The sequence below is a fragment of the Tenacibaculum litoreum genome (genome assembly GCF_964513915.1).
Classification (GTDB): Bacteria; Bacteroidota; Bacteroidia; order Flavobacteriales; family Flavobacteriaceae; genus Polaribacter; species Polaribacter litoreum.
In genome coordinates, this window is record NZ_CAZEQS010000003.1 from 107,484 (window position 1) to 127,997 (window position 20,514).

17 protein-coding genes are annotated in these 20,514 nt (G+C 35.2%); 7 read left to right on the plus strand and 10 right to left on the minus strand.

What is annotated here, in order from left to right; translation table 11 throughout:
* Window positions 1–1,146: 1,146 nt before the first annotated feature.
* The 9 genes from argH to ACKTTR_RS06720 form a co-directional block, all read right to left on the minus strand.
* Window positions 1,147–2,418, minus strand: coding sequence for an argininosuccinate lyase (gene argH / locus ACKTTR_RS06680; RefSeq protein ID WP_408027099.1), 1,272 nt, complete (start codon window positions 2,416–2,418; stop codon window positions 1,147–1,149).
* Between the two features lie 432 nt (window positions 2,419–2,850).
* Window positions 2,851–3,909 carry a M20 family metallo-hydrolase gene (locus ACKTTR_RS06685; protein WP_408027100.1) on the minus strand — a complete coding sequence of 353 codons (1,059 nt, stop codon included), beginning with the start codon at window positions 3,907–3,909 and terminating at the stop codon, window positions 2,851–2,853.
* On the minus strand, window positions 3,906–4,685 hold the full coding sequence (argB, locus tag ACKTTR_RS06690) for an acetylglutamate kinase (protein WP_408027101.1): 780 nt from the start codon (window positions 4,683–4,685) through the stop codon (window positions 3,906–3,908). Before argB ends, ACKTTR_RS06685 begins: the two co-directional genes overlap by 4 nt.
* A gap of 95 nt (window positions 4,686–4,780) precedes the next feature.
* On the minus strand, window positions 4,781–5,728 hold the full coding sequence (locus ACKTTR_RS06695; protein ID WP_408027102.1) for a Rossmann-fold NAD(P)-binding domain-containing protein: 948 nt from the start codon (window positions 5,726–5,728) through the stop codon (window positions 4,781–4,783).
* The gene (locus ACKTTR_RS06700; protein ID WP_408027103.1) at window positions 5,725–6,852 is read right to left on the minus strand and encodes an aspartate aminotransferase family protein; all 1,128 of its coding nucleotides are present in this window, start codon (window positions 6,850–6,852) and stop codon (window positions 5,725–5,727) included. The genes ACKTTR_RS06695 and ACKTTR_RS06700 overlap by 4 nt, the downstream gene beginning before the upstream one ends.
* Window positions 6,852–7,649 (minus strand): pyrroline-5-carboxylate reductase, encoded by a 798-nt coding sequence (gene proC, locus ACKTTR_RS06705; RefSeq protein ID WP_408027104.1) that lies wholly within the window; start codon window positions 7,647–7,649, stop codon window positions 6,852–6,854. Before proC ends, ACKTTR_RS06700 begins: the two co-directional genes overlap by 1 nt.
* Before the next feature lie 91 nt (window positions 7,650–7,740).
* On the minus strand, window positions 7,741–8,718 hold the full coding sequence (gene argC, locus ACKTTR_RS06710; protein WP_408027105.1) for an N-acetyl-gamma-glutamyl-phosphate reductase: 978 nt from the start codon (window positions 8,716–8,718) through the stop codon (window positions 7,741–7,743).
* Between the two features lie 256 nt (window positions 8,719–8,974).
* A complete protein-coding gene (locus ACKTTR_RS06715; protein ID WP_408027106.1) occupies window positions 8,975–10,153 on the minus strand; it encodes an argininosuccinate synthase in 1,179 nt (392 codons plus the stop codon).
* Window positions 10,150–10,761, minus strand: coding sequence for a GNAT family N-acetyltransferase (locus ACKTTR_RS06720; protein WP_408027107.1), 612 nt, complete (start codon window positions 10,759–10,761; stop codon window positions 10,150–10,152). The genes ACKTTR_RS06715 and ACKTTR_RS06720 overlap by 4 nt, the downstream gene beginning before the upstream one ends.
* Before the next feature lie 901 nt (window positions 10,762–11,662).
* Between ACKTTR_RS06720 and ACKTTR_RS06725 the strand changes: the two genes are divergently transcribed.
* The 6 genes from ACKTTR_RS06725 to ilvA all read left to right on the plus strand — a co-directional run bounded on the left by ACKTTR_RS06725 (window position 11,663) and on the right by ilvA (window position 19,458).
* Entirely contained in the window at window positions 11,663–12,550 is an 888-nt protein-coding gene (locus ACKTTR_RS06725) for a branched-chain amino acid transaminase (protein WP_408027108.1), read from the plus strand.
* Between the two features lies 1 nt (window position 12,551).
* Entirely contained in the window at window positions 12,552–14,228 is a 1,677-nt protein-coding gene (gene ilvD / locus ACKTTR_RS06730; protein WP_408027109.1) for a dihydroxy-acid dehydratase, read from the plus strand.
* Window positions 14,229–14,393: 165 nt separating this feature from the next.
* Window positions 14,394–16,127: a biosynthetic-type acetolactate synthase large subunit gene (ilvB, locus tag ACKTTR_RS06735; RefSeq protein ID WP_408027110.1), complete on the plus strand. Its 1,734-nt coding sequence runs from the start codon at window positions 14,394–14,396 to the stop codon at window positions 16,125–16,127.
* Between the two features lie 6 nt (window positions 16,128–16,133).
* Window positions 16,134–16,661, plus strand: a complete 528-nt coding sequence (gene ilvN / locus ACKTTR_RS06740; RefSeq protein WP_408027111.1) for an acetolactate synthase small subunit — start codon at window positions 16,134–16,136, stop codon at window positions 16,659–16,661.
* Between the two features lie 24 nt (window positions 16,662–16,685).
* Window positions 16,686–18,188 carry a ketol-acid reductoisomerase gene (ilvC, locus tag ACKTTR_RS06745; protein WP_408027112.1) on the plus strand — a complete coding sequence of 501 codons (1,503 nt, stop codon included), beginning with the start codon at window positions 16,686–16,688 and terminating at the stop codon, window positions 18,186–18,188.
* Between the two features lie 4 nt (window positions 18,189–18,192).
* The gene (gene ilvA / locus ACKTTR_RS06750; protein ID WP_408027113.1) at window positions 18,193–19,458 is read left to right on the plus strand and encodes a threonine ammonia-lyase IlvA; all 1,266 of its coding nucleotides are present in this window, start codon (window positions 18,193–18,195) and stop codon (window positions 19,456–19,458) included.
* A gap of 121 nt (window positions 19,459–19,579) precedes the next feature.
* On the opposite strand, the gene ACKTTR_RS06755 is transcribed toward ilvA, so the two are convergent.
* Window positions 19,580–19,945 carry a YchJ family protein gene (locus ACKTTR_RS06755; RefSeq protein ID WP_408027114.1) on the minus strand — a complete coding sequence of 122 codons (366 nt, stop codon included), beginning with the start codon at window positions 19,943–19,945 and terminating at the stop codon, window positions 19,580–19,582.
* A 161-nt stretch (window positions 19,946–20,106) separates the two neighbouring features.
* On the opposite strand from ACKTTR_RS06755, the gene ACKTTR_RS06760 reads away from it, so the two are divergent.
* On the plus strand, window positions 20,107–20,511 hold the full coding sequence (locus ACKTTR_RS06760; protein WP_408027115.1) for a response regulator: 405 nt from the start codon (window positions 20,107–20,109) through the stop codon (window positions 20,509–20,511).
* Window positions 20,512–20,514 lie beyond the last annotated feature (3 nt).

A 20,514-nucleotide genomic window follows, 5' to 3' on the forward strand; every position in this document is an offset into this window, starting at 1 on the left:
TTTATATAACAGTTTTATGAGTTCTATTAAAATCTAACAAAATTCTAATTTCATCGTGTCACCTCGAACCTATGTGAGAGGTCTCAAGGCAATGAGTTACACCTTTTAATAAGGTTCAGCGTAGCTAAATCTTATAATTGCATGTTAGGAACTGTTAAGAATGTTCTAGACTTAAATTAAACAGATTCCTCCTCGTACCTCGTTCGGAATGACAGTATACTGTTGTATAGGTTAACGTCATTGCGAGCCTTTCGACTGTCGCTCAAGACAGGCTAAAACGAAGCAATCTCTAAGTTTTGAGTTAACTACTTACAGATTACTTCGTCGTATCCTCCCCGTAATGACGATGGATTTGTCATTTCGACCAAAGGGAGAAATCTTATAATTGTATGTTAGGAACTGTTAAGAATGTTCTAGACTTAAATTAAGCAGATTCCTCTCTATCGTTCGGAATGACACTCTACTTTATGACCTACAAGAAAATCTTTGAAAATCAAGACAGCAGCGATGGGTGTAAGATAAAAAGCTGTTTGAGCGATAGCGAGTTCTTTTTATCAGTGGAAGATGTCGTAGTATTTTCTTACGATTTTATTGTAAGTCTTGATTTTTGTTTCTTTTTATCAAGAAAAAGAATACTAACAATAATCTTAAGAATGTTTGTTACTCATTTTGTTGAGATTTAGCTACGCTGAACCTTACGGTTTCTCTCTATCGTTCGGAATGACAGTATACTATTGTATAGGTTTACGTCATTGTGAGCCTTTCGACTGTCGCTCAAGACAGGCTAAAACGAAGCAATCTCTAAGTTTTGAGTTAACTACTTACAGATTACTTCGTCGTACCCTCCTCGTAATGACGATGGATTTGTCATTTCGACCAAAGGGAGAAATCTTATAATTGTATGTTAGGAACTGTTAAGAATGTTCTAGACTTAAATTAAACAGATTCCTCCTCGTACCTCGTTCGGAATGACAGTATACTTTTGTATAGGCTAACGTCATTGCGAGCCTTTCGGCTGTCGAACAAGACAGGCTAAAGCGAAGCAATCTCTAAGTTTAGAGTTCTTGACAAACAGATTACTTCGTCACTCATTTCGACTTCGCTCAATGACCTCCTCGTAATGACGACTTTTTTTAGTACCTACCACTAACCAAGCTTTTCACGTATTTTATCCAGACACAAATTATCAATACTACCCACATGCGTATGTTTTTTAGAAGTATCAGGAGTATATGTACCGTTGACAACTTCACCACCAATTTTTTGGTAAGCCTCTCTAAAACTCATACCATTTTCTACCAAGGTATTCATATTGTCTACTGTAAATAGATATTTGTATTTCTCATCCTGTAGGTCAATATCTTTTACAATAACTTGCTGAATAGCGTAATCAAAAATATCTAGCACATCTTTTAACTCTTCAAAAGCATTGATGATGTTTTCTTTTAATAACTGATAATCTCTATGATATCCACTAGGTAAATTGTTAGTGATTAACAAAGTTTCAGTATACAAAGCTTGAATTTTATTGCACTTTCCTCTAATCAATTCAAACACATCAGGATTCTTTTTATGCGGCATAATGCTACTACCTGTAGTTAATTCATCAGGAAAAGAAATAAAATCAAAATTCTGACTCATATACAGGCAGATATCCATCGCAAAACGAGCTAGTGTATTACTCACGCTACCCAACGCCATGGTAAGGGTACGTTCACTTTTTCCTCTGCTCATTTGTGCTGCCACCACATTGTATTTTAAGGTTTCAAAGCCTAATTCTTTTGTGGTAAACTCTCTATCGATTGGAAAAGAGCTACCATATCCAGCTGCTGAACCTAACGGATTTTGATCTACTGTTTTTAGCGCTGCATTAACCATGTACAAATCGTCAATTAGCAATTCAGCATACGCAGAAAACCATAATCCGAAAGAAGAAGGCATTGCCACTTGTAAGTGAGTATAACCTGGTAATAGTTTAGTTTTGTATTGCTCTGCTAATTGTAATAATGTATTGAATAGTGTTTTTGTTTTATCAGAAATCGATTGAAGATTGTCTTTATAATACAATTGCAACGCTACTAAAACCTGATCGTTTCTTGAACGTGCTGTATGAATTTTCTTACCAACTTCACCGTACATGTTGGTTAATTCGAACTCAATTTTAGAATGTACATCTTCAAACTGAGCATCAATTACAAAAGTACCTTCTGCCACTTGCTGTTGTAGTGTAGCAATTCCAGTAGTTACTTGTGCTAATTCTTCCGAAGTAATAATACCGATGGATGCTAGCATTTTAGCGTGTGCTAACGATGCTTGCAAATCATACGGAGCAATGTGTATGTCTATTTCTCTGTCATTTCCAACAGTGAAATGTTCTATTTTTTTATCTATGGATAATCCTTTGTCCCAAAGTTTCATTTTTTTATGTTTTTAAATTAGTACTGAGTATTGAGAAGTTAGTATTGAGTGTTAAACACTATAACTAACAAAATTCTCATTGTTTGTTTGTCACCTCGAACGTATGTGAGAGGTCTCAAACTTATGAGTTACTCTTTTTAATGAGATTTAGCTACGCTGAACCTTACGGTTTCTCTCTATCGTTCGGAATGACGATTGTTTTTTAGAGCCAAGAGAATAGACCGCTTCGCTGTTAGAGCAAAGATTTGGTTATAAGTCTTTGTTCTTGACTCTTTTTATTGTTTTTTGTCATTTCGACCAGTGGGAGAAATCTTAAGTATGTTTGTTACTCATTTTATTAAGGTTCCTCCTCGTACCTCGTTCGGAATGACGGTTGGCTTAGAATAAAGATTTTAGGAAGTCTTTGTTCTTGGTTCTCTGTTCTATTTTCTTCTACAATACTTTCTCTAATAATTTTATATACAACTCAATTCCTTCCTCAATTTCTTGAAGATAAATAAACTCATCAGCGGTGTGTGAGCGAGTGCTGTCTCCAGGTCCTAATTTTAATGACGGACAGCTCAATACTGCTTGGTCAGATAGGGTAGGAGAACCATAGGTTTTTCTTCCTAAAGCAATACCTGCTTGTACTAATGGATGTTCTTTTGGTATTGAAGATGAATTCAAATTCAAACTTCTTGGTTGTATCTTACAAGGTGCGTGTTCTTGTAAAAAATCACTAATTTCCTGATTGGTATATTGATCGTTTACACGAACATCGACCACTAATTTTACTTCGGAAGGAACAGCATTGTGTTGTTTCCCTGCATTGATTTGTGTTACCGTGAGTTTTACGTCTCCCAAGGTTTCCGAGGTTTTTTTAAATTCAACATCTTTAAACCACTGCAATACTTCAATACTGTTATAAATAGCATTATCGTGGTTCGGGTGTGCGGCATGACTTGGGGTTCCTTTTACCTCAGCATCAAAAACTACCAAGCCTTTTTCAGCAATAGCTAGATTCATTAAAGTAGGTTCTCCTACGATGGCTACATCAATGTTTGGTAAAGTTTTTAGTAATCCGTTTAAACCGTTAGGGCCACTGCTTTCTTCCTCGGCAGTTCCTGCAAAAACAAGGTTGTAAGTCAAGTTTTCTTTTTGGTAGAAGTGGGTGTAGGTTGCTAACAGCGAAACCAAACATCCACCAGCATCGTTACTTCCTAATCCGTAGAGTTTACCGTCTTCTACAATAGCTTTAAAAGGATCTTTGGTATAGCCGTTATTAGGTTTTACCGTATCGTGATGCGAGTTGAGTAATAATGTAGGTTTGTTAGCATCAAAATGTTTATTTACTGACCATACATTGTTCTGTGTTCTGGTATACGGAATATCAAATTCTTGAAACCAGTTTTCTAGCAGTAGGGCAGTAGCATCTTCTTCCGAAGAAAAAGAAGGTGTTTCTATTAGGTTTTTTAACAGATTGATGGCTTTTGTGGTAAGTCTTTGTATCATGATAGTTGTAATGAGGTGTGTTTGTTTTTTGAGTTAAATAGCATAGTTGTACTACCTATATGAACTTTATGAACGTTATTTTTTAGGGCGTGAAAGCAGTTGTCTAGTTTAGGAAGCATTCCTTCAAATATGACTCCATCAGCTTTTAATTGCGCGTAGGATTCTGAAGTGATTTGTTCGATAATAGAGTTGTCATCGGTTACATCACTTAGCACTCCCGATTTTTCAAAACAGTAATATAGTTCTGTACTAAAATGAGCAGAGAGACCTATAGCAATTTCTGAAGCGATGGTGTCTGCATTTGTGTTCAATAACTGTCCGTTAGCATCGTGCGTAATGGCACAAAACACAGGCGTTACTTCATTATTAATTAATACGGTTAGTATTTGTGGATTTACGGTAACAACGTCGCCTGCAAATCCGTAATCTATAGGTTCAGCAGGACGTTTGGTTGATACAATAGTATTTCCGTCCGCTCCTGTAAAACCTATAGCGTTGGCATTGTGCGCTTGTAACTGCGCAACAATTTGCTTGTTGATTTTACCTGCATATACCATAGTAATCAAATCTAAAGTTTGTATATCGGTTACACGTCTGCCATCAATCATCGTCACAGGAATATTTAACTGTTTAGCCAATTCAGAAGCTAATTTTCCACCACCATGAACTAACACTTTCGGACCTTTTAACTGAGCGAAATCAGCTAAGAAGCTATGTAGGGCTATCTCATCATTAATGATGTTTCCGCCTATTTTAACAATCTTTATGGTTTTCATTTCTTCAATTATCAATTATCAATTATCAGTTATTATTGTTCATTGTTCATTGTTCATTGTTCATTGTTCATTGTTCATTGTTCATTGTTCACTGTTCACTGTTCACTGTTCACTGTTTTCAATATTTCCTTTAATACTATCTGTGCAGCAAAGGTTCTGTTGTTGGCTTGTTCAATCACAAGAGAATTGTCGCCATCTAAAACCGCATCTTCCGCTACCACATTTCTTCTGATAGGTAAGCAGTGCATAAATTTAGCAGCGCCTATTTTTTCCTGAGTAATCATCCAGTTAGGATCTTCGTTCAATATTTTACCATATTCATTAAAAGAACTCCAGTTTTTAGCATAGATAAAGTCGGCATTTTCAAAAGCTTTCTCTTGATCGTACTCGATAGGAAACTCTTTTGTAATTTCTGGGTCTAGCTCATAACCTTCGGGGTGCGTTATAACAAATTCTACATCCATGTTGTGCATGAGGTGTACAAAAGCATTGGCAACTGAGTGTGGTAATGCTTTGGGGTGTGGAGCCCAAGACAACACAACTTTAGGTTTGTCAACTTTTTTAGTTTCCGTAATAGTAATCGCATCTGCCAAGGCTTGCAACGGATGGTCAGTAGCGCTTTCCATATTGATAACAGGAACCGTAGCATATTTTACAAAACTGTTGAGTATAATTTCAGAGGTATCTTTTTCTTTGTCTTTCAACGTAGGAAAAGCTCTTACCGCAATGATGTCAGCATACTGAGAAATTACCATGGCAGCCTCTTTAATATGTTCTGAAGTGTTTAAATTCATTACAGTACCGTCTTCAAACTCCATATTCCAAGCGTTGGTAATGTTTAACACACTTACTTCCATACCTAAGTTTTTAGCCGCTTTTTCGGTACTTAATCTTGTACGTAAACTAGCATTGAAAAAAAGCATGACTAAGGTTTTGTGTTTTCCCAAATCAGCAAACTGATAGGGGTTTTCTTTTAATTGAATTGCCTTTTGAATAGTTTCTGAAAGGTTTTCAATATCGTTTAGGCTGGTGTATTTTTTCATGACAGTTCCTTTTTTAAAGCATCAAAAAACACATCGATATGTTGCTTTTGAATGGTTAATGGTGGAAGAATTCTTAATAAGTTCGGATTCTTAGCGCTTCCTGTGAAAATATGATGCTTGAATATTAGGTTTTTTCTTAGGTCAGCAATAGGAAAGTTGAATTCTAATCCTAACATTAGACCTCTTCCTTTTACAGCTTTTAGTTGTGGAATTGAAGCTGCTTGTTCCATAAAATACGCAGCAATTTGCTGTGCATTTTCCATCAACTGCTCTTTTTTAATGGTTTCAAGAACAGCTAAGGAAGCGGTACAAGCTAAGTGATTACCACCAAAGGTAGTTCCTAGTAAACCATAAGAAGCCTCAATACTTGGATGAATTAAAATTCCACCTACAGGAAATCCGTTCCCCATTCCTTTTGCCATAGAAATGATATGCGGAGTAATGCCGTGTTTTTGAAAAGCAAAGAAATCACCCGTTCTACCAAATCCGCACTGAATTTCATCAGCAATTAATAACGTGTTGTATTGCTTACATAGTTTTTCTAACCCTTGGTAAAAAGTAGTTGATGCTTCGTCTAATCCACCAATACCTTGAATGGTTTCAATAATAATGGCACAAACATCATTGTTTTGTAAGGCTTTTTCAACACCTGCTAAATCTTCAAACTCTAAAAAGATAACTTCTTGCTGCGCATTTATAGGCGCTACAATCTTAGGATTGTCTGTAGCTGCTACTGCCGCAGAAGTACGTCCGTGAAAAGAGTTTTTAAAAGCAATTACTTTTTGTTTACCAGTATGAAAAGAGGCTAGTTTTAAAGCATTTTCATTGGCTTCGGCTCCCGAATTACACAAGAATAACTGATAATCTTTACAACCCGATATATTTTCTAGTTGGTCAGCCAATTCAACCTGTAACGGATTTTGAATCGCGTTGCTATAAAAACCTAGTTTGCTTACTTGTTCACTAATATTTTTAACATAGGCAGGGTGTGAGTGCCCTATAGAAATTACGGCATGTCCGCCATATAAATCTAAATATTCTGCGCCTTTATCGTCGTATACATATACATCGTTGGCGGTTACTGGGGTTATATCAAATAGAGGATATACATTAAATAAACTCATTAGTTTTCTTTTTTTATGGTATTAATTTTGTTAAAAGAGGCTACCATTCCTTGTATTAATGCTGCACTTAATCCTTTGTGTTCCATTTCATTCAAACCTTCAATGGTACAGCCTTTTGGAGTGGTAACTTTATCGATTTCTTCTTCAGGATGATTTCCTGTAGCTATGAGTAAGTTGGCAGCACCTTCACTAGTATGCATTGCCAATTCTTGTGCTTCTTTTGCATCGAAACCTAACTGAATAGCAGCTTGTGTAGTTGCCCGTATTAAGCGCATCCAAAAAGCAATTCCACTAGCACATATTACGGTGGCTGCTTGCATTTGATCTTCAGGAATAATCATAGAAGTTCCTAGTTGATTAAAAATAGTTGTAGCTATTTCTAAATCTTCCTTCTTTTGAGTATTACCACTAAGACAAGTCATCGATTTTCCAACGGCAATAGCAGTATTAGGCATGGCTCTGATAATAGTAGTGTCTGAACCAATAAGCGCTTCCATTTTTTCAATAGAAAAACCAGCAACTGTAGAAATCACTATATGATTGTCTGATAATAGGGGAGCAGTTTCTTTTAAAAGAGCTTCTAAATGTGTTGGTTGTACAGCAAAAATTAATACATCAGATGCTGTGATTGCTTCCTTGTTATTAGAACTAATGAAAACGTTGGGTACCTCTTTAAATTCATTAAGTTCTTCAATGTTTCTCTTGGTTAAGAAGAGTTGAGAAAACGAATTGTTTTGTGTCAATCCTTTAGCGATCGATTTCCCTAAGTTACCTGTTCCTATAATTGCTATTTTCATTTGAGAAAGTTTAGTTTAGATTATATATTTTGTATTATTCACTTCTTGTATTAAGACATTCATCTTGGTTTACCTAATCCCTCTGTGAGGGTTAAAAATAGTTGGCTTTTAGCTGTAATCCTGTGTCTTCCTGAAAACCAAACATCAGGTTCATGTTTTGAATTGCCTGTCCAGAAGCTCCTTTTAATAAGTTATCTATGATGCTTGTTATCAGTAGTTTATCTCCGTGTTTATGCAGATGAATTAAACACTTATTGGTGTTTACCACCTGTTTTAAGTGTAGTTCATTATCGGCTACGTGTGTAAAAACTGCACCTCTATAGTAGTCTGAATACAGTTGTTGTGCTTCTTCTAAACTTCCTTCAAAATTTGTGTATAATGTTGCATAAATACCTCTGGAAAAATCTCCTCTATTAGGAAGAAACAATACCTCTGATTCAAAACTGGTTTGAAGTGTATGTATAGTTTGATTGATTTCTCCTAAATGCTGGTGGGTAAAAGGCTTGTAGTACGAATAATTATTATCTCTCCACGTAAAATGTGTGGTAGCTGATAATGAAGTTCCTGCACCCGTTGCACCTGTAACTGCATTGATATGTACATCATTCTGTAATAAACCAGTGTTAGCTAATGGAAGCAATCCTAATTGAATAGCCGTAGCAAAACAACCTGGATTTGCAATATAAGAAGCGTTTTGTATTGCTTCTTTTTGAAATTCAGGTAAACCATACACAAACTCTTTTCCTTGAAAAGTACTATCAGCTTCCAGTCTGAAATCATTTCCTAAATCAATAATTTTTGTATGATTTGAAAAGGTATGTGTTTCCAAAAACTGTTTAGAATTTCCGTGCCCTAAGCATAAAAACAGCACATCTACTGAAGCATTGATTTTATTGGTGAATGTTAAATCAGTACTCCCCACCAAATCCTGATGGACATTCGCTATTTTGTTACCCGAATTAGAAGTGCTATACACAAAATTAATAGCTGCTTTTGGATGTTGTAATAAAAGCCTAATTAACTCTCCTGCTGTATAACCAGCACCTCCGATGATTCCTACTTGTATCATATTGTTTGTTGTTTGCTCACTAAGTGAGATTTGTTTACTAGTATTTAGAATTTAGTAGTTAGTATTGAGTAATTAGAATCTATACTAACAAAATTCTATATTTATATTATGTGTTGTCATTGCGAGTGAAAACGAAGCAATCTGCTAAGATTAGTATTTCTCGTTATGACGGTTTTTATTTTAGTAGTTAGTATTAAATATGTAAACTAACAAAGTTCTAAACTTGTGTTTTCGCTAACTGCTAACTGCTAACTGTCTATCGATTCACTTGTTGATATATTTTATTCTGGTTTCCTAAGATTTTGATAAAACCTTTTGCATCTTCAGCGGTCCATCCTTTGTTTAGTTCACCGTAGCTACCAAATTTGGCATTCATTAAATCATGTGGAGAATCAATTCCATCCAAGGTAAAGTGATATGGTTTTAGCGTCACAAAAACATCGCCAGTTACCTTTGCTTGGCTATTTGTAAAGAAGGCTTCCATATCTCTCATCACAGGATCTAAATACTGACCTTCATGTAAATGCATACCATAAAAACTTGCTAAATATTCTTTGTGTTGTAATTGCCATTTAGTTAAGGTGTGCTTTTCTAACAAATGATGCGCTTTAATTGTGATTAACGCAGCAGCAGCTTGAAAACCAACTCTTCCTTTAATTCCAACAATGGTATCGCCTACATGAATGTCTCTACCAATCCCGAATTTAGACGCTAGGGTATTCAATTGTTCGATGTTTTGTACAGGAGTTTTTTCATCATCATTGATGGCTACTAGTTCCCCTTTTACAAACGAAAGTTTTACTTGCTCAGGTACTACTTTAGTTACTTGCGAAGGATAGGCGTGTTCTGGTAATGGCTGTTCAGAAGTCAACGTTTCTTCACCACCAACACTAGTTCCCCATAAACCTTTGTTTACAGAATATTTAGCTTTTTCCCATGACAAATCAATACCGCTACTTTTTAAATACTCAATTTCTTCCTGTCTTGAAAGTTGTAAATCTCTTATAGGTGTGATGATTTCAATTTCAGGAGCAATGGTTTGAAAAATCATATCAAACCTCACCTGGTCGTTTCCAGCACCTGTACTACCATGAGCAATATAGCTAGCACCAATACTTTTAGCGTAGTTTACTATTTCTATGGCTTGTATAATTCTTTCAGCGCTTACCGAAAGTGGATACGTGTTGTTTTTTAACACGTTACCAAAAATTAAGTACTTAATTACTTTGCTGTAATAATCAGTTACCGCATTAATGTTTTTATAGGTAGCCACACCCATCGTGTAGGCATTTTCTTCAATTTTTTTAATTTCTTCGGAAGAAAATCCGCCAGTATTCACGCTGACAGCATGAACTTCATATCCTTGTTTTGATAAGCTTACCGCACAGTACGAAGTATCTAATCCGCCACTATAAGCAATTACTAATTTTTTCATTTTTTGTCTTTTTTTAGGAAGATGGTTTCCTTAATTCTTTTTAGTCTTTGAAAGACTTTATCTTTTACTTTTATGTTCTGAGTTTTTTTGTTAGGATCGTATAGCATACCAGTACACAAACACATTTTTTGTTGAGTACGTTGCAAAACATCATAGTTTTTACAGGTTTGGCAACCATTCCAGAAAGATTGATCTTCTGTAAGTTCAGAAAAGGTTACAGGTTTATAACCTAGTTCGCTATTCAGTTTCATAACCGCCAAACCAGTAGTAATACTAAATATTTTAGCATTAGGAAATTTAGCTTTAGAATGCTCAAAAACTACTTTCTTAATTTGTTTGGCTAAACCAATACCTCTATAGTTTGGGTGAACAATCAATCCAGAGTTGGCTACAAATTTGCCATGACTCCAGGCTTCGATATAACAAAAACCAGCAAATTGATCACCATCTAAGGCAATAACAGCGTTACCATTTTCTAGTTTTGTAATGATGTATTCTGGTTTTCTTTTGGCAATTCCTGTGCCTCTAACCAGAGCAGCTTCGTCAATAGTTTGACAAATAATTTCGGCATACTTACTATGCGATTGATCAGCAATAACAACTCTCATTGAAATTGATTTTAGATAAATATTTTGTTAAAAATCGGTGGTTTGAAAAGAAGAACCGGACGCACCTAGGTTCCCAAAAGAAATAGCACCCTTACGGGCGACGTCGGATAAAAATAGGTCGTACAACAGCTACGTTATTGAAAACAATAACAAGAGTTAGTAACGATATAAAAATGTAGATTATAGAAATCAAAAGGATGAAAATAAAATTATACAATACTCAGTTTTGTGCAAGGAAAGACTAGCGTCGGTTGAAAGACCGCACTGATAAACTGGGTATATTGTTGTATATTTTATTTGTTTGCATAATGGCGCAAATCTATAAAATAAATTTTGATAAATACTAAATAAAAAACAAAAACTTTTGTAACTAATAGTAAAACAATAGGTTATGAGATGTGTTTTTAAAGGGGAAATAAAAAAAATCAAAAAAACATTAGGATAACTAAAAAATAATTTCAAATATTTGTGACATCAAATGAAAAAACAAGTTTTAAATATCATTTCTATTATTATTGTCATTGTGATTATTTCACAAGGATAGGGAAGCGGTATTTAATATTTAACATATAAATTAATTAAGAAGGCTTCCTAAATTTTAGGAAGCCTTTTTTAGTTGCAAAAAACATGAATCAAATTTTTAACATCGTGGTAATTATTATTGTCATTATTAGCTCTCCACCGAGTTGATACAGATAGTTATTGCCTATAAGGAAGCCTGTATCTAACTCAAGATACAGGCTTTTTTTATACCGTGAATATCATAATGATTTGGTTTTAAGTATTTGGTTTTAAGGTTTTTGTGTGTTTTTAAGAGTCAGTGAAAATCATCGAAGCCTTAAAAAACAAGAAAGTAAAGTAAAAAGCGAAAAATAATTTTGAACAGTAAAAACAACTAAAAATGTACTATAACGAGGAAACAGTAATTTTTTACAACGGACAGTTTATCAAAGCGAAAGATGCTAGCGCTAATTTGTATAGCCAAAGTTTACACTACGGAAACGGAGTTTTCGAAGGTATCAGAGCTTATAATACAACGGAAGGAACTAAAGTCTTTAAGTCGTATGAGCATTACAAAAGGCTAAAGTATGGAGCAGAAGTAATGAATATTCAATTGGAGTATTCAGAAGACGAATTAACCCAAATCACTTACGAATTACTAGAGCGTAACGGTTTGAAAGATGCTTATATCCGTCCGCTAGTCACTACTGGAGCCGATATGAGTTTGTTGACTTCTAAAGAAACCAACTTAGTTATTCAATGCTGGGAATGGGGAAAATATATGGGAGATAAATTACTACGTGTAAAAACGTCTTCGTTCCAACGTCCGAATCCAAAATCATGTTTTGTAGAAGCCAAAGTAACAGGTCACTATACTAACTCAATACTATCAACTAACGAAGCAAAAAACAACGGTTATGACGAAGCATTGTTATTAGATATGAACGGTAATGTAGCTGAATGTTCTGGGGCAAATGTTTTTATGCAGAAAGATGGGAAGTTATACACGCCACCAAGAGGTCACATTATGGCAGGAATTACCCGTGCTACAGTTATCGATTTATGTAAAGAAGAAGGAATCTCTGTTGAAGAAAAGCATTTTACGTTAGAAGAATTAAAAAATGCAGACGCTTGCTTTTTTACAGGAACTGCAGCCGAAGTAGTAGGATTACAGTCGCTAGACGATTATCAATTTCCTCTAGCGTGGGAAAAATCACACGGACACAAACTAATGAAATTATATAAAGACGAAGTATTAGGCTTACGTCAAAAACGAAAAGCAAGCTAACATGGAACTAAACAAATTTAGTAAACAAGTAACGCAAGATGATACGCAACCGGCAGCACAAGCCATGTTGCATGCCATAGGATTGTCAAAATCAGATTTAGAAAAACCGTTGGTTGGAATTGCAAGTACGGGGTACGAAGGAAATCCGTGTAACATGCACCTAAACGATTTAGCAAAATTGGTAAAAGAAGGAACTGAAAATGCCAATTTAGTAGGGTTGATATTTAATACCATAGGTGTTTCCGACGGAATTTCTATGGGAACACCAGGTATGCGCTATTCTTTACCTTCTCGTGATGTGATTGCCGACTCTATGGAAACGGTGGTACAAGCGATGTCATATGACGGTTTGGTAACGGTGGTTGGATGTGACAAAAACATGCCAGGAGCATTAATGGCGATGTTGCGTTTAAACCGTCCTTCAGTTTTAGTATATGGAGGAACCATTGCGTCTGGGTGTCATGAAGGAAAAAAGTTAGATGTGGTATCAGCTTTTGAAGCTTGGGGAGAGAAAGTTGCTGGAACCATTACTCAAAAGGAATATCAAAATGTGATTGAGAAAGCATGCCCAGGAGCCGGAGCTTGTGGAGGAATGTATACTGCAAATACTATGGCGTCAGCAATTGAAGCTTTGGGTATGAGTTTACCTTACAATTCATCTAACCCTGCAATTAGCAATGACAAAGAGCAAGAATGTGTCAATGCAGGGGAAGCGTTACGGGTATTACTTGAAAAAGATATTAAACCATCAGACATCGTTACTAAAAAATCGTTGGAGAATGCGGTACGATTGGTAACAGTTATGGGAGGTTCTACCAATGCAGTATTACACTTTTTAGCTATAGCAAAAGCAGCAGAGGTACAATTTACCTTAGAAGATTTTCAACGTATTTCTGATGAAACACCGTTTTTAGCCGATTTAAAACCTAGTGGAAAGTACCTTATGGAAGACGTACACAAGGTAGGCGGTACTCCAGCAGTTTTAAAATACTTACTAGAAAAAGGGTTGTTACATGGAGATTGTTTAACCGTAACTGGAAAAACATTGGAGGAAAATTTAGCAGCAGTTCCAAGTTTAACAAACGGACAAGAAGTCATCAAACCCACCGAAAACCCTATCAAAGCTACTGGGCATTTACGAATGCTCTATGGAAACTTAGCCAGAGAAGGTTCTGTAGCTAAAATAACAGGAAAAGAAGGATTGTATTTTTCAGGAAAGGCAAAAGTTTTTGAAGGAGAATATGAGGCAAATGACGGGATACGAGACGGAAAAGTAGAAAAAGGGGACGTAGTGGTAATTCGCTATGAAGGTCCTAAAGGAGGCCCTGGAATGCCAGAAATGCTAAAGCCAACAGCTGCTATTATGGGAGCAGGATTAGGAAAAGAGGTTGCGCTAATTACCGATGGACGCTTTTCTGGGGGAACGCACGGATTTGTAGTAGGTCACATTACACCAGAAGCCCAAGAAGGTGGTGTAATCGCTTTGGTAAAAGATGGAGATACGATAACCATTAATGCAGAAACTAATACGATTAATCTAGAAGTTTCTGAAGAAGAATTAGCAAAGAGAAAACAAAAATGGACAGCTCCACCTTTAAAAGTAAAAAGAGGAGTACTATATAAATATGCAAGAACAGTAGCATCAGCATCTAACGGATGTGTAACCGACGAATTTTAATCGCAGGGCGATAGCCAGAAGGTAAATTTTCTGAGGCTTGCCTAAAGGTGTTTGATTTTTAGATAAAGACAGAGAATTAAGATTCAAGACTACACATAGTAGCGTTAAAAATTTAATAAAATAACTAAGCATATAGCTAAAAGCTAAAAGCATAAAGCTGAGTTTATGGAAACAAAAACGAAACAACAAACAGAATTAGAAACAACACAGAGAGTAACCATTACAGGTGCAGAAGCTGTAGTAAAATGTTTATTAGCAGAAGGAGTCGATTTATTGTATGGGTATCCAGGAGGAGCTATTATGCCTGTATATGATGAGTTGTATAAATATCAAGATAAATTGAATCATGTATTAACACGTCACGAGCAAGGAGCTACACATGCGGCACAAGGCTATGCTAGAGCTACAGGTAAAGTAGGAGTTGCTATAGCAACTTCAGGCCCAGGAGCAACCAACTTAATTACTGGGATTGCCGATGCGCAGATAGATTCTACTCCAATGGTATGTATTACAGGGCAAGTAGGAGCACATTTATTAGGTTCTGATGCATTTCAAGAAACAGATATTGTAGGAATTTCAACTCCCGTAACTAAGTGGAATTATCAAATAACGAAAGCAAGTGACATTCCAGAAGTAATGGCAAAAGCATTTTACATTGCTCGTTCAGGAAGACCAGGACCTGTTTTGGTTGATATTACCAAAAATGCGCAGTTTGAAGAGTTTGATTTTGAATATAAAAAATGTACATCGGTACGAAGTTATCAACCTGTTCCGAGCATGAATATCCAAAGTGTTGAAGCAGCTGTTGAGTTGATTAACAATGCGGAGAGACCATTTGTAGTTTGGGGGCAAGGAGTAATACTTGGAGAAGCTGAAGAAGAATTTAAAGCTTTTATAGAGAAAGCAGGAATTCCATCGGCAAGTACATTGTTAGGTTTATCGGCTTTACCAACTAAACATCCTCTACATGTTGGTATGGTTGGAATGCATGGAAATTATAGTCCGAATAAACTTACCAATGAATGTGATGTGTTAATTGCTATCGGAATGCGTTTTGACGATCGTGTTACAGGTGATTTAAGTCGTTATGCTAAACAAGCTAAAATAATTCATTTTGAAATAGACCCTGCGGAAGTTGACAAAAATGTAAAGACAGATGTAGCTGTTTTAGGAAATGTAAAAGAAACCTTAACGGCAGCACTACCTCTTTTAAAAGTAAATTCACACAAAGAGTGGTTACAAGAATTTAGAAATCTCGATGCAGTTGAGTTTGATAACGTGATAAAAAATGATTTGTTTCCAACCAAAGAAGGTTTAACGATGGGAGAGGTTATCAAGCAAATAAATGAAGCTTCTGAAGGAAAAGCCATTATAGTTACAGATGTGGGTCAACATCAAATGGTAGCAAGTCGTTATGCGGAATTCAACCAAACAAAAAGTAATATTACTTCAGGTGGATTAGGAACTATGGGATTCGCCTTACCTGCTGCGATTGGGGCTAAAATGGGAACCCCAGAGCGAGAAGTAGTTGCTGTGATTGGTGACGGAGGTTACCAAATGACTATACAAGAACTAGGAACGATTTTACAAACCAAAGCAGCGGTTAAAATTGTAGTACTGAATAATGAGTTTTTAGGAATGGTACGACAATGGCAACAGTTGTTTTTTGACAAACGATATGCTTCTACAGTAATGACAAATCCTGATTTTGTAGCAATTGCTAAAGGATATCATATGGCAGCTAATAGAGTTACTAAAAGAGAAGAATTAGCAACAGCTGTTCAAGAAATGATGCAGTCTAAAGAAGCCTATTTCTTAGAAGTTTGTGTAGAAAAGGAAGGTAATGTATTTCCAATGATTCCAACAGGAGCATCGGTATCTGATGTTCGATTAAAATAAGAAAATATGAATACAAAAAACACCTATACAATTTCAATTTATACAGAAAATAATGTTGGATTGTTAAATAGAATATCAGCAATATTCCTACGTAGACACTTGAATATAGAAAGTGTGAACGTATCAAAATCTGAAATTAAAAGTGTGTCTAGATTTACGCTTTTAGTGAAGGTTACTGAGGAACAAGTTAAAAAAATCATAGGTCAGATTGAAAAGCAAGTAGAGGTAATCAAGGCTTTTTATCATACGGATGAAGCAACAATTTACCAAGAATCATGCTTGTTTAAATTAAGTACAGACTTACTGATTCAAAATGATGAAATTCAAACCATCATCAATCAAAGTAAATCAAGGGTAATTAATATAAACAAAAGCTTTTTTGTTCTTGAAAAATCTGGTACCAAAGAAGAAGTAGAAGAACTATATCACATTTTAGATAAGCATGGTATCATGCAATTTGTTCGATCTGGTAGAATAGCTATTACGAAAGATGAAATGCCAGTATCAAAACTATTACAATTAATAAAAGCATAAACAAACAACACAAATACAATAGAAATGAAAAATTATTTCAATCAATTATCACTTAGAGAACAATTAGAACAGTTAGGAAAATGTAGATTCATGAATGCTGAAGAATTTTCAGAAGGAACTAAAGCATTAGAAGGCAAAAAAGTGGTAATTGTAGGATGTGGAGCACAAGGATTGAATCAAGGGTTAAACATGCGTGATTCAGGGTTAGATATTTCGTATGCATTGCGAGAAGCAGCTATTAAAGAAGAACGTCAATCCTATAAAAATGCAACAGAGCATGGTTTTGAAGTAGGAACGTATGAAGAATTGATTCCAACTGCTGATTTGGTGTGTAATTTAACACCAGATAAACAGCATACTCAAGTTGTAAATGCGGTAATGCCATTAATGAAGTCAGGAGCGACTTTATCATATTCTCACGGATTTAATATTGTTGAAGAAGGAATGCAAGTCCGTAAGGATTTAACCGTAATTATGGTAGCGCCTAAGTGTCCAGGAACAGAAGTAAGAGAAGAATACTTGAGAGGATTTGGTGTACCTACATTAATTGCGGTGCATCCAGAAAATGATCCAGAGAGTAAAGGATTGGCACAAGCAAAAGCCTATGCGTATGCAACAGGAGGTCATAAAGCAGGAGTGTTAGAATCGTCGTTTGTTGCTGAGGTAAAATCAGACTTAATGGGTGAGCAAACTATCTTATGTGGAGTGTTACAAACAGGATCTATTTTGTCATTTAATAAAATGGTTGAAGAAGGAGTAGAGCTAGCATACGCATCTAAATTAATTCAATATGGGTGGGAAACCATTACAGAAGCATTAAAGCATGGAGGAATTACCAATATGATGGATCGTTTATCGAACCCAGCAAAAATTAAAGCTTATCAACTTTCCGAAGAATTAAAAGAAGTGTTAGCTCCATTATTTAACAAACACATGGATGATATCATGTCAGGACACTTTTCAAAAACCATGATGGAAGACTGGGCAAACGATGATGTAAATCTATTAACATGGAGAGCGGCTACTGGAGAAACACAATTTGAGAAAACTGCTGCTACTTCTGAAGAAATTTCAGAACAAGCCTATTTTGATAAAGGAACTTTGTTAGTTGCTTTTGTAAAAGCTGGAGTTGAGTTGGCTTTTGAAACCATGGTGAAATCAGGAATTATTTCAGCATCTGCATACTATGAATCGTTACACGAATTACCATTGATTGCCAATACTGTAGCACGTAAGAAGTTGTTTGAAATGAACCGTATTATTTCTGATACTGCTGAATATGGATGTTACTTATTTGACCATGCAGCAAAACCATTATTGACTGATTTTATGAAATCGGTAAATACTGATGTTATTGGAAAAGAATACAGTGCTACCAACGAAGTAGATAATCTTGAATTAATTAAAGTGAATAAAGTAATTCGTAATCATCCTATTGAAAAAGTAGGAGCAGAATTGCGAGAAGCAATGACGGCTATGAAGGTAATAAAAACCAATGTCAGTCAAGAAGAACCTGTTTTAGCATAATCGTATGGAAGTTCAAAAAGAAACTTATTTTCCTAAATTAGAAGCAATAGAGCAAGCTGCTACAACTTTAAAAGAGGTTGTGGCAGTTACTCCACTGCAAGAAAACTTCAATTTATCTAGACAATTTAACGCAAACATCTTTTTAAAAAGGGAAGATTTACAGCAAGTCCGTTCGTACAAGATTAGAGGCGCTTATAATAAAATAAGCTCATTAACAGAGGAGGAATTAGTTAATGGAATTGTGTGTGCCAGTGCAGGAAATCATGCCCAAGGAGTTGCCTTAGCATGTAGAAAAAAAGAAATCTACGGAACTATTTATATGCCTGCACCAACACCAAAACAAAAAGTAGAACAGGTAAAAATGTTTGGGGGTGATTTTGTAGACATTCGATTGATAGGTGATACGTTTGACGATGCTTATAAGGCAGCAAAACTCTTATCGGATAGTTTGCAAAAAACATTTGTACATCCGTTTGATGACGAAAAAATTATTGAAGGGCAAGCTACAGTAGGCTTGGAGGTTTTAGAACAATCACAACAACCTATAGATTATGTTTTTGTACCTGTAGGTGGTGGTGGATTGGCTTCTGGTTTATCAAGTGTTTTTAAATTGTTGTCTCCAAAAACAAAGATTATAGGAGTAGAGCCAGCAGGAGCACCTTCTATGAAAAAATCCTTAGAAGAAAATAAGAACATTGTATTAGAAAACATAGATAAGTTTGTTGATGGAGCGGCTGTACAACAAGTAGGGGAGTTGACCTACAAAATCTGTCGAGAGAATTTATCGGATATGATTACGGTTCCTGAAGGAAAAGTATGTCAAACCATTTTAGAGATGTACAATAAAGAAGCGATAGTGGTTGAGCCTGCTGGAGCTTTGACGATAAGTGCTCTTGATTTTTACAAAGAAGAACTGGAAGATAAAAATGTAGTGTGTGTTATTAGCGGAAGTAATAATGATATAACTCGTACGGCTGAAATAAAAGAACGAGCATTGTTGTACAGTAAATTGAAACACTATTTCATTGTTCGTTTTCCTCAGCGTGCAGGAGCTTTAAAAGAATTTGTAGCTGAGGTATTGGGAGAAAATGACGATATTACTTTTTTTGAATATTCTAAAAAAACTAATAGAGAAAATGGTCCTGCTGTTGTAGGTATAGAACTAGAAAAAAAAGAAGACTTACAACCATTGATTCATCGAATGAAACAGCGAAACTTTTATGGTGAATACCTAAATGATAAACCTAATTTATTTGAATTCTTGGTGTAATATTAATGAGACTGTTTAGAATGTCATTTCGACGAGGTACGAGGAGGAATCTCTTGCAAATGAGTAACAAATATCCAAAAGATTTCTCCCTTAGGTCGAAATGACATTGTTTTTGACAGTCTTATTTTTGACCAAGATATACCCAATGGTCATTTTCTTTACAAAAAATTGAGTTTTCGTGAATTACATCGATATTGCCTTTTTCCATAAAAAAAGCTTTGAATTCAACAGTAGTTTCTGTTGCATGTAGCACTTCTAGCTTTATCCAATTAACAGTTTTTGTCCAAGCTAAAATTTCTTTCTTTTCTCGCTTAGAAGGTCTGGTACTACTATGGTGACTTTTTTGTAGGTAATCAATATTTGCTAGTACAAAAGCACTGTATCTTGAACGCATTAAAGCTTCAGCTGAGGTAACTGAATGAATATTTTGATGTGCTTTTTGACAGCAATCAGAATACTTTTTGTTAGGGTTGCAAGGGCATTGCATAGTTTAAAATATTTGTTTCAAAAGTAGGCGAAAAAAGTAAAAAATCAATTCGTCTATAGTAAAACGCATTTCGTCTATAGATAAATAGTTCTTTATCAAAGAAAAAAATCATAACTTTAGATTTAATTTATTTTTATCAAATTAGTTTTTAATCTAAGGTTTTGAATAAAAAAATAAAAATACTCTTAATAGAGGATGATAAGATAGAAGTGTTAAAGTTTAATAGAGCTATTTCACCTGTTTTAGAAAATCATACAATTACGCAAGCAAACAATGGAAAAGAAGCTTTATCTTTTTTAGAAAAGGATTTACCAAATATAATTTTATTAGATTTGAATATGCCTGATACTAACGGTATTGAGTTTTTATCTATTTTAAAAAAAGATGAAAGATTAAAACATATTCCTACCATTGTACTAACAACCTCAGATAATGATAAAGATATTACGGAGTGTTACAGATTAGGAATAGCAGGATATGTTTTGAAGCCTTTAAAGTATCAAGATTATGAAAAAAAGATAGGAGCAATAATAGACTATTGGAGTCTTAATGAATTTAAAAAATAGAAT

Coding starts and splice junctions, on each gene's coding strand:
- ACKTTR_RS06720 (WP_408027107.1), bottom strand. CDS start 10,761: ATGAGAGTTGTTATTGCTGATCAATCGCATAGTAAGTATGCCGAAATT.
- ilvA (WP_408027113.1), top strand. CDS start 18,193: ATGGAAGTTCAAAAAGAAACTTATTTTCCTAAATTAGAAGCAATAGAG.
- ilvD (WP_408027109.1), top strand. CDS start 12,552: ATGGAACTAAACAAATTTAGTAAACAAGTAACGCAAGATGATACGCAA.
- proC (WP_408027104.1), bottom strand. CDS start 7,649: ATGAAAATAGCAATTATAGGAACAGGTAACTTAGGGAAATCGATCGCT.
- ilvC (WP_408027112.1), top strand. CDS start 16,686: ATGAAAAATTATTTCAATCAATTATCACTTAGAGAACAATTAGAACAG.
- argB (WP_408027101.1), bottom strand. CDS start 4,685: ATGAAAACCATAAAGATTGTTAAAATAGGCGGAAACATCATTAATGAT.
- ACKTTR_RS06755 (WP_408027114.1), bottom strand. CDS start 19,945: ATGCAATGCCCTTGCAACCCTAACAAAAAGTATTCTGATTGCTGTCAA.
- ACKTTR_RS06715 (WP_408027106.1), bottom strand. CDS start 10,153: ATGAAAAAATTAGTAATTGCTTATAGTGGCGGATTAGATACTTCGTAC.
- ACKTTR_RS06725 (WP_408027108.1), top strand. CDS start 11,663: ATGTACTATAACGAGGAAACAGTAATTTTTTACAACGGACAGTTTATC.
- ACKTTR_RS06700 (WP_408027103.1), bottom strand. CDS start 6,852: ATGAGTTTATTTAATGTATATCCTCTATTTGATATAACCCCAGTAACC.
- ACKTTR_RS06685 (WP_408027100.1), bottom strand. CDS start 3,909: ATGATACAAAGACTTACCACAAAAGCCATCAATCTGTTAAAAAACCTA.
- argH (WP_408027099.1), bottom strand. CDS start 2,418: ATGAAACTTTGGGACAAAGGATTATCCATAGATAAAAAAATAGAACAT.
- argC (WP_408027105.1), bottom strand. CDS start 8,718: ATGATACAAGTAGGAATCATCGGAGGTGCTGGTTATACAGCAGGAGAG.
- ACKTTR_RS06695 (WP_408027102.1), bottom strand. CDS start 5,728: ATGAAAAAATACACCAGCCTAAACGATATTGAAAACCTTTCAGAAACT.
- ilvB (WP_408027110.1), top strand. CDS start 14,394: ATGGAAACAAAAACGAAACAACAAACAGAATTAGAAACAACACAGAGA.
- ilvN (WP_408027111.1), top strand. CDS start 16,134: ATGAATACAAAAAACACCTATACAATTTCAATTTATACAGAAAATAAT.